Genomic DNA, 8,711 nt, shown 5'->3' with positions numbered 1-8,711 from the left:
CGGGTGCCGCGCGGGGTGTTGAGCATTTCGAGTTCGTCCCAGTCGGTGTGGAGCCGACCGCTGCGGCGCTTCTGCTGCTCCTTGCCGAGGCGGCGTAGGCGGCGCGCGTAGGCGTCGTCACCCTCGGCGTCGGGAGCGCTGAACTCGGGCCGGCCCGGGAGGTTCTCGAACGGCTCGTGCCCGCGGTCGTCGAGGACCGACATGCCCATCGTGGCGAGCAGCGGCTCGCTGGAGAAGGTGAGGTAGCGGAACGTCGCCTCGCCGTCGTTGCCCGAACGGTGCCAAGCCCACGCCGGGATGTGGGCCGAGTCGCCGGGGGCGACGTTCACCCGTTCGCCGTCGATCTCGAGCCAGCCTTCACCGCCGACGCCGAACACCATGGCGTCCCAGGAATGCCGGTGGATCGTGGTGAGCTTCCCGTGGTCGACCTCGTGCACGAGGGCGTCGATCGAGCGGGTCGGGTTGTCACCGTCCTCGCCCATGTAGACGCCGGTGCGCATGCCCCGCGCGGTTTCGGCGAGGGTGACGTCCTCGCTCCGGATGATCGTGCGGTGGTTCGCGCGCCAGTCTTCGAGGAACTTCGCCCGCCGGGCTTTCTGCTGGTGGTAGTGGGTGGTCTTCGTCGTGGTTTTCGTCGACACCGAGCCTCCTGATTGGGCGGACCATTTTACCTTTCGCATTGTGGTCCGCCGGACGCCCTGCGGCAAGCGTGGACTTTTGGTCATACCATCAGGCATTATGGCGGGCATGAAGGTCGCCGAGGTCCTGCGCAACCGCGACTTCGACATCTACTGGGGTGGCGTCGTCCTCTCGCAGATCGGCAGCCGGGGAACGATCGCGGCCAACCTCTACCAGGTCTACGAACTCTCCGGTTCGGTGGCGCAAACCGGGCTGGTGGGAGCCGCCCAGGTCGTGGCGCTGGTGGTGCTCAGCCCCTTGGCCGGCGTCTACGCGGACCGGGTGGACCGGCGCAAGCTCCTCCAGCGGTCGCAAGCCGTGGCCATGGTCGTGGCGCTCGCGCTCGCGGTGACGAGCTTCGCCGGCCACGCCGACGTCGTGCAGGTGGTCGGCTCGGTCGTGCTCACCACCGCGGCGGCCAGTTTCGACCAGCCTGCCCGTCAGGCCCTGATCCCGGCCCTGGTCCCGCGGGCGCAGCTGCCGCAGGCCTTCGCGCTGCTCAACCCTTCCCGGGAGCTCGCCGTGCTCCTCGGTCCCGCGCTCTCCGGTGTGCTCATCGCCGTCAGCGGGCCGGGTCTGATGTACGCCGTCGACGCGGTGACCTTACCTCCTGCTGATGATCACCCTGGCGCTGCTCCGGATCCCGCACCTGCCGGGGTCGGGCGAGCACATCACGCTGCGGGAGCAGCTCGCGGAGGGAGTCCGGTTCGTCCTGGGGCGGCGCATCGTGTGGCAGATGGTGCTGCTCGACCTGGTGGCGACCGTCTTCGCCGCGTACCGGGTCCTCCTGCCCACGCTGGCGATCGACCGGTTCCACCTGGGCGCGACGGCGTACGGGCTGCTCTCGTCGGCGCCGTCGGCCGGAGCGCTCGTCGCGACGTACACGGTCTTACGGGTGGTCGACCGCAGCAAGCGGCTCGGCAAGGTGCTCCTCGCTTCGACGATCGCCTACGGCCTGAGCGCGGTCCTGCTCGCCTGGGCCGGCGGGCTCGTGGTCGCGCTGCTCGCCTGCCTGCTGCTCGGCGCGTTCGACGCGATGGCCACGACGATCCGGCAGGCGGCGGTGCAGCTCGAGACGCCGGATGCGATGCGCGGGCGGGTTTCCGCGATCTACCAGATGGCCTCACGCGGCGGCCCCGCCCTGGGGGACACGGTGATCGGTGCCGTCGCGGCGGCGGTCGGCCCCGTGCTCGCGCTCATGGTCGGCGGGCTCGCGACCGCCGCCTTCGCCGTCGGTCACTTCGGCCGGGCGAACCCGGTGCGCAAGTACGCCGCGGCACGCGCCGAGGAATCGACGCAGGCCTGATCCCCGGCCACCGGCTTCGCGCCCTGCGCGAGTGTGACGACTTCGCACAAAATGCCACATTCCGGTAGTGCGGATCCCCCGGCCGTGGTCTGATGTCCTCCGCGATCCGCGGAGGCGGGGAAGGTCGTGACCGTGAGGGGAAACCGGCGGGGATGAGCGACACCTGGCGCGTGCCCGGGTTCACCGAGGTGGACGTGCTCGGCATCGGTGGCTTCGGGCGGGTTGTGCTGGCCAAGCACGAGGGCTCGGGACGGATGGCGGCGATCAAGTACCTGCGCGCGGAGTACCTCGCCGACGCGGGAATCGCGGACGGGTTCCGGCGCGAGGCGTGGCTGTTGTCGGGCGTCCGGAGCCCGCACGTGGTGCGGCTCTTCGACTTCGTGGAGACGCAGGACGGCGCCGCGCTGGTCATGGAGGCCGTGCCCGGGGTGTCGCTGCGCGCGCTGCTGGCGGCGGAGAACGTGCTCGCCCCAGAGGCGGCCCTGGCCGTGCTGAAGGGCTCGCTGCTCGGCCTCGCCGACGCCCACGCGGCCGGGGTGGTCCACCGGGACTACAAACCGGGAAACGTGCTGGTGTCCCGGGAAGGCGAGTCGAAGCTGGTCGACTTCGGACTCGCCACTCTGGACGGTCACAACGGGCTGACGGCCGGTTCGCCGCCCTACATGGCGCCGGAGCAGTGGTCCGGGCGGCCGGGGATGCCCGCCACCGACGTGTACGCGGCGACCTGCGTGTTCTACCAGTGTGTCACCGGACAGGTGCCGTTCCGGGCGGACACGACCGAAGGGCTGCGTTCACTGCACCAAGCGGCGCCCGTGCCGCTGGACGCCGTGCCCGAGGCGCTGCGCCCCTTGATCACGCGCGGCATGGCGAAGGACCCGGCGTGGCGACCGGCCACGGCGGACGCTTTCGTGACCGAGCTGGAAACCGTCGCCCGCAAGGCCTACGGGAAGAACTGGGAGAAACGCGGCTGGAAGCGGCTGGCCACGTCGGCCGCCGCGCTGACGGCGCTGACCCCCTTGGCGCTCCTGGCCACCGCCGGGACGGCCGCCGCACCGGCCGGCGCCGGCGCCGGCGCCGTGGCCGGCGGGGTCGGGGGCGGGGTGCCGGCCACGGGCACCGGGGCGGGCGCGACCGCGGTGATCGCCGGCAAGATCGCCGCGGCGGTGCTGATCGTCGGCGCGCTCGTCGCCGGGGGAGTGGCGATCTTCGCCAACCACGACGATCCGCCCGCGCAGGCGGCGGCGCTCACCGTCAGCCTCCAGACCACGTCGGGGCGGGATCCGGCGCTGCCGGTCACCTACGACCTCCAGTTCCCGCAGGTGTCCGGCGGCCAGGATCCCGCCGTCCGACAACGGATCAACGACGCGTTGCGGGCCCCGGTCGACAAGCGGCTGAAGGCGATCCGCGACGGGGTGGCCGGCAATCGCGAGATGTTCCAGGAGCGAGGGGACACGGCCGCGGCGCACACGACGGCGCGGATCCTGCTGCGGACGCCGAGCCTGCTTTCCGTGCGGTACGACCACGATCTGGATTCGGACGTGCTGTCGCACACGACCTGGCGGTTCTCCGAGACGGTGAACGTCGACCTCGGCACGGGACAGGTACTCGGCCCGAAGGACATGTTCCGGCCCGAGGTGCTGACCGCGGCCGGGATGCGGACACTGACCCAGCGGCTCGAGCCGGTCACGAAAAACGGGTTCTGCCGGGTCCCCACGATCGACGGTGCGGGGGAGAAGGTCACCATCGACGCGGCCGATCGCGGCTCGGGCGCCGACCATGTGCCGAGCGCGGCCATCGGGTTCACCGCGACCGGCGCTGAGTTCGAGATCCAGTGGTACGACCTCGGCTGCGACACGGCGTCCGGGAGAGAGACCGTGACCCTGCCCTACAACGGGATCGGCGACCTGCTGCTGCCGAAGTTCCTGACGATGCTCGGCAAACCGGCGCCCGCCTCGTCGCCTCCGGCTTCTCCGCCGCCTTCGACGTCGCGCTCCCCGACGCCGACGACGCCCTCTCTTGGTCAGTCCGCGGAGGGGCCGACGTACACCAACCCGCGGTTCGGGTTCACCGCGCTGATCTCCGAGAGCTACCTCGCGACCCCGTACACCCCGCCGAACGGGGACGGAATGACGTTCAGCAGCTCCGACGCCGACGCGACGCTGACGGTGTGGGGCGCCAACTCCACCCAGGCCGCGGCCCAGGCGCTGGCCGGCGCGGTCGCCGCGGTGGAAGCGGACGGCGGACAGGTGACCTACCAGAAGGTCGAGGGCGACCGGTACTCGCTTTCCGGCTACCAGGGCGACGGCAAGATCTTCTACGAACGCGGGTTCACGGGATCCGCTTCGATGGCCGCGTTGCGCTGGGTCTACCCGCGGGAGGACAAGGACCAGTTCGACGGGCTCGTCACCTCGACGGTGGAAGGTTTCCGGCCCGGCGACCTCTCCCGGCCCCACTGACTCCCGCTATGCGCGCCGGGCGGTGACGTACAACCGCGCAAGGGCCACCGGAAGGTCACGCGGGTCGGCGATCACGTGGTAGGTGTCCGGATCGCACATCGTCCGCAGGTAGTCGCCGCCGGCCGGGTCGACGGTGATGAGGTACGGGCGGACACCGGCGAGCCGGGCTTCGGCGAGCGCGCGGGAGGTGTCGGCGAGCGCGTAGCCCAGCACAGCGTCCTCGCCGTACTGCTGCCCGTAGTCGAGGTCGAACGGACGGCCGTCGGAAACCAGCACGAGCAACTTCGAAGGCGCACCGTGCATGGCGAGCCGGCGGGTGAGGTGGCGGATGGCCGGGCCCATCCGGGTGGTGTGCTGCGGCACGAGCCCGTCGAGCCGCCGCAGCGTCGCCGGGGCGCGCCGCTCGTCGAGGGACTTCACGACCGAAACCACGACGTCCTGGCGGCCGGTGCCGGAGAACCCGTAGATGCCGTAGCTGTCGCCGACCCGCTCCACCGCTTCGAGGAGCAACGCGACCGACTCCCGCTCCAGGTCGAGGATCCGGCGGATCCCGTCGTCGCGCTCGGGCAGGCGTTCGGCCGTCGACGAGCTCAGGTCGAGCGCGAACGCGACGGCCACCTCGCGGGCCACCGGTTCGAGCGCGCTGTACACGGCTTCCCCCGGCGTCCGTCCGGTCCGCAGGTCGGCCATGGCCTCGACGCAGGCGTCGAGGTCGAGGTCGTCACCGTGGCGCAGCCGCGTGCGGCGGCGGCGCCCGAGCGGAGCCATGCGTTCCAGCTGCGCGGTCAGCGCGGGCAGCAGCGCACGGTTGCGCCTGAGCGCGTCGCGGTGCGCGCGGCCGCTGCGCCCCGAACGGGGCCGTTTTTCCCAGACCAGGCACCAGTCGGGCAGGTACCGCCCGGCGCGGTGGTCCCACTCCGGGTAGGCGAACTCGTGCCGTCCCCTCGCGTGGACGGGACCGGCTTCCCCGTGGTCGTGGTCTTCAAGGTCAGGGCCGTGGTCGTGCGGCAGCGGCTCCGGCGGGCGCTGGACCGCCGTGACGTCGACCTGCCCGCTCTCGGCCGCCAGCGAGCGTTCGGTGCACTCGTCGGCCGCCGGGCCTTCCTCGCCGGTCATCCGCAGGATCGCTTCCGTGAGCGGCATGCCGGAAGCCGCCAAGCCGAGATACCGGGGGCCGGGCACGTCGCGGTAGCGCACGGGCGCGAACCGGACGTCGAACACCTCGTCACCTTCGAGCCGGAACTCGGGACCCGGCAGCGTGAACCCGGCATCCACATCGGACTCGGTGAACGTGACCTCCTCGCCCGCGCCCGCCGCCGGGGTCAGGTTGGGCAGCCGCGCCAGCACGCCGTAGCACCGGATCGCCGCCTCGGCCGTCGATTCCACAGTGGACTCGCGGTCGGCCAGTACCCGGGCCACGGCGGCCATCCGGATGACCGCCGGATGCAGTGCCCGCGGCAGCCGGATGGAGGTGACGCCGAGGCTCAGCCGGACCAGCGCCTCGGCCGCCGCGGAGCGGGCCGGCAGTTCGGCGAGGTCCGGTCTCGTCGCCAGCTCGTCGTCGCGCACCCGCTCGTAGACCGGTGCCAGACCGGGGAACAGCCGCAGGGCCGCGGTGTCCACGCGCAGGTCTTCGAGCACGGTGAACACCTCGACCGCGAGTGCCGTCCGTCCGAACAGGCCGGCGAAGCGGTCGAGTCCACCGCGCAGGCGGGCCGGGCGCAGCCGCCGGAAGAACGGTTCCGGCCGGTCGAGGTCGAGCTCGAAAGTGCCGAGTTCGTGGTGCAGCGCCCGGTGCGTCAACGCCACCTGGTACCACGACGGTCCCGAGTGCACGTGCGGCGGGAGCCGCACGGCAGTCGCGGTGTCGGGCCGCTGGCGAAGTTCGGCGTCGTCGTCGTAGGGCACCCGTTCGCAGTCGCGCCCGCACAGCGCCCGGTAGTACAGCGAGAGCGAGCCGGTCAGCTCGCTCAGGTGGGCGGGAGCCGGCGCCGTCATGCCGCGAACACCGCGTGCGTCACCTGCCGGACGGCGTCCTGCACGTCCCGGTCGTCGCTGGTGGCCAGCACGAGCGCGAGATCGCACGCACGCTGCGGTGCGACCCCGCGACCGATCAGCGCGCCGGCGTGGACGAGCAGCCGGGTGCTCGGGCCGTCGACGAGGTCGGCGGCGTCGAGGTTGCGGATCCGGGCGCCGAGCGCGGCCAGCGCCTCGGCCACGTCCGCGGGCACGCCCGCTTCGTGCGCGATGATCTCGGCCTTCAGATCGGCGTCCGGGTAGCCGAACTCGATGGCCAGGAACCGCTGCCGCGTGCTCGGCTTGAGATCCTTGCTCGTGACCTGGTAGCCCGGGTTGTACGACACGACGAGCAGGAAGTCCGGGTGCGCCGTCACGGTGGTGCCGAGCCGTTCCAGCGGCAGCGTCCGACGGTGGTCGGTCAACGAGTGCAGCACCACGGTGGTGTCCTTGCGGGCTTCGACCACCTCGTCGAGGTAGCAGAGCGCACCCGTGCGCGCGGCCCGCGTCAACGGCCCGTCCAGCCAGGTCGTGCCCTCGGCCGACAGCAGGTACCGGCCGACGAGGTCGGCCGCGGTGAGGTCGTCGTGACAGGTGATCGTCACCAGCGGCTCGTCCGGTGGCGCCCCGGTGCGCTGCTTCACGATCTCCCAGGCCATGTATTCGACGAACCGGGTCTTGCCGCACCCGGTGGGTCCCTTGAGCAGCACCGGGATCCGCTGGTCGTAAGCCGCGCGGAAGAGGTCGACCTCGTCGCCGGCCGGCAGGTAGAACGGCGCGGTCACCGGGCGAACTCCCCGTTCTGCTCGCGGCGGATCCACGACACCGGGTCGGGCGCGTAGTCCCGGTGGTAGTCCCCGGGGTAGTTGATGCCCGGCACCGCCGGAATCCAGTCGTACTCCAGGTGGTGCGCGCCGCCGAGACTGCTGGCGAGCCGCACCACGCGCTCGGAGTCGAGTGCCGTGATCCGGCCCTTGTCGATCAGCTTGACCCAGTCGCCGGTGCTGCGCTGCCGGATCTCGTAGGTGGCGAACAGGTTGTGCACATGCGGGAAGTGCATCGTCGGCAACTTGTTCTCCTTGGCGTAGGACAGGAACGTCTGGTCCCAGTGCTCGGCGCCGAAGCCGAAGTGGATCACGCCGGCCTGCGCGCGCTCGGGCAGGTTCGTCCAGGAGTCGTTGTAGTTCCACAGGGTTTCGATCTGGCGGTAGCTCTTGGGGTTGGTGCCGATCGACGCGTCGTTGAAGTACGCCCAGCCCGGGTAGGGGAAGCCGGGGTAGTGCGTGTCCCGGTAGCGTTCCACGACCTCGCGCCACAGCTCGCCGTAGCGGCCGCCGCCTTCGATCTTCGTGATCATCCCCGACTCGACGGTCACCGACGCGTGCGGGAAGTAGCCGGTGTGGTTGCTTGTCCCGCCGATCACGCCGTTGAGTGTGGGCATCAACATCTTGGCCTCGCGCAGGAAGGTCTCCGCGGGGTGGCCGAAGCGGATGCCCTGGATCGTCGAGCCGAGGATGTGCCCCGAGATGTAGGCGCCCTTGGGCCACAACGCCGCCTGCTGCGGGGTCACCTGCCAGCCGAGGTCCGTCCCTTCGGGACTCGTGATGCGGACCTCGGCGGCGTCGCGGAACGCGCCGACCACCATGAGGTCCACGGTCCGCCAGATCTCGTCGGGGAACCCGTTGGCGCGGGAGATGAAGTCCTCGTAGGTCGAGTACACCCAGTTGTTCCGGATCCGTTTGCCGGCGGCGCGTTTCCAGTGCGAGCGACCGGCTTCGCCCGCGTAGACACCGGTGTAGCCGGGCCGGTCGTCGAGGAACCGCTTCAGCGCCGCCGCGGCGACGTTGAACTCGATGCCCTCTTCGATCATCGGCGGCAGCCGGTCGGTGATCTCCCGCCAGCCCTCGGCCGCGCTGTAGGACTTCACCTCCATGCCGAGGTCGGTCACGTCGATGCGGTCGACCTTCGCGACGCCGATCTCCAGCAGCGCCTGGCGGATGGCCTGGAAGACGAGCTCGTGCTGGTGCGGAAACGTCACGATCAGCAGCTCGTCGCCGGGCCGGACGTCGCCGAGCGCGGACCGGCCGTAACGGCGCCGCACGTGCGCCCGCGCGAGCGGCATCAGCTCCTCGAGGTCGTCGGTGCGCTCCTGCAGCAGGTACCCCGGGAACCGCGGCGCCGGGTAGCCGAAGCCGGGCAGCGGTGCGGGGACGCCGGGAGCCTGTGCGGACAGGGGATACGGGGCGGTCATCGGC

Annotated in this window: 6 protein-coding genes and 1 pseudogene; 3 read left to right on the top strand and 4 right to left on the bottom strand. The window is 71.4% G+C overall.

Annotated elements, in window-relative coordinates:
• Positions 1-641 (bottom strand): cupin domain-containing protein (locus tag AB0F91_RS36360; RefSeq protein WP_360605118.1); only part of this gene is annotated, 641 nt, incomplete at its 3' end.
• Positions 642-738: 97 nt separating this feature from the next.
• Between AB0F91_RS36360 and AB0F91_RS36355 the strand changes: the two are divergent.
• From AB0F91_RS36355 to AB0F91_RS36345, 3 genes and pseudogenes are all read left to right on the top strand, one after another.
• Positions 739-1,269 (top strand): annotated as a pseudogene (locus AB0F91_RS36355) (MFS transporter); the annotation flags it as partial.
• A 25-nt stretch (positions 1,270-1,294) separates the two neighbouring features.
• Positions 1,295-1,984 (top strand): MFS transporter, encoded by a 690-nt coding sequence (locus tag AB0F91_RS36350; RefSeq protein ID WP_360605116.1) that lies wholly within the window; start codon positions 1,295-1,297, stop codon positions 1,982-1,984.
• Positions 1,985-2,136: 152 nt separating this feature from the next.
• Positions 2,137-4,440 (top strand): protein kinase, encoded by a 2,304-nt coding sequence (locus tag AB0F91_RS36345; protein WP_360605114.1) that lies wholly within the window; start codon positions 2,137-2,139, stop codon positions 4,438-4,440.
• Positions 4,441-4,446: 6 nt separating this feature from the next.
• On the opposite strand, the gene AB0F91_RS36340 is transcribed toward AB0F91_RS36345, so the two are convergent.
• From AB0F91_RS36340 to AB0F91_RS36330, 3 genes are read right to left on the bottom strand one after another with little or no spacing between them, the layout of a single operon-like run.
• Positions 4,447-6,438: a hypothetical protein gene (locus AB0F91_RS36340; protein ID WP_360605112.1), complete on the bottom strand. Its 1,992-nt coding sequence runs from the start codon at positions 6,436-6,438 to the stop codon at positions 4,447-4,449.
• Positions 6,435-7,241, bottom strand: a complete 807-nt coding sequence (locus tag AB0F91_RS36335; RefSeq protein WP_360605110.1) for a CbbQ/NirQ/NorQ/GpvN family protein — start codon at positions 7,239-7,241, stop codon at positions 6,435-6,437. The genes AB0F91_RS36340 and AB0F91_RS36335 overlap by 4 nt, the downstream gene beginning before the upstream one ends.
• On the bottom strand, positions 7,238-8,707 hold the full coding sequence (locus AB0F91_RS36330) for a hypothetical protein (RefSeq protein WP_360605108.1): 1,470 nt from the start codon (positions 8,705-8,707) through the stop codon (positions 7,238-7,240). Before AB0F91_RS36330 ends, AB0F91_RS36335 begins: the two co-directional genes overlap by 4 nt.
• Between the last annotated feature and the right edge of the window lie 4 nt (positions 8,708-8,711).

Origin of the sequence: Amycolatopsis sp. NPDC023774, assembly GCF_040639695.1 — a bacterium.
Taxonomy (GTDB): Bacteria; Actinomycetota; Actinomycetes; order Mycobacteriales; family Pseudonocardiaceae; genus Amycolatopsis.
This window is presented reverse-complemented; position numbering and strand designations above follow the sequence as displayed.

Coding starts and splice junctions, on each gene's coding strand:
- AB0F91_RS36345 (WP_360605114.1), top strand. CDS start 2,137: ATGAGCGACACCTGGCGCGTGCCCGGGTTCACCGAGGTGGACGTGCTC.
- AB0F91_RS36340 (WP_360605112.1), bottom strand. CDS start 6,438: ATGACGGCGCCGGCTCCCGCCCACCTGAGCGAGCTGACCGGCTCGCTC.
- AB0F91_RS36350 (WP_360605116.1), top strand. CDS start 1,295: ATGATCACCCTGGCGCTGCTCCGGATCCCGCACCTGCCGGGGTCGGGC.
- AB0F91_RS36330 (WP_360605108.1), bottom strand. CDS start 8,707: ATGACCGCCCCGTATCCCCTGTCCGCACAGGCTCCCGGCGTCCCCGCA.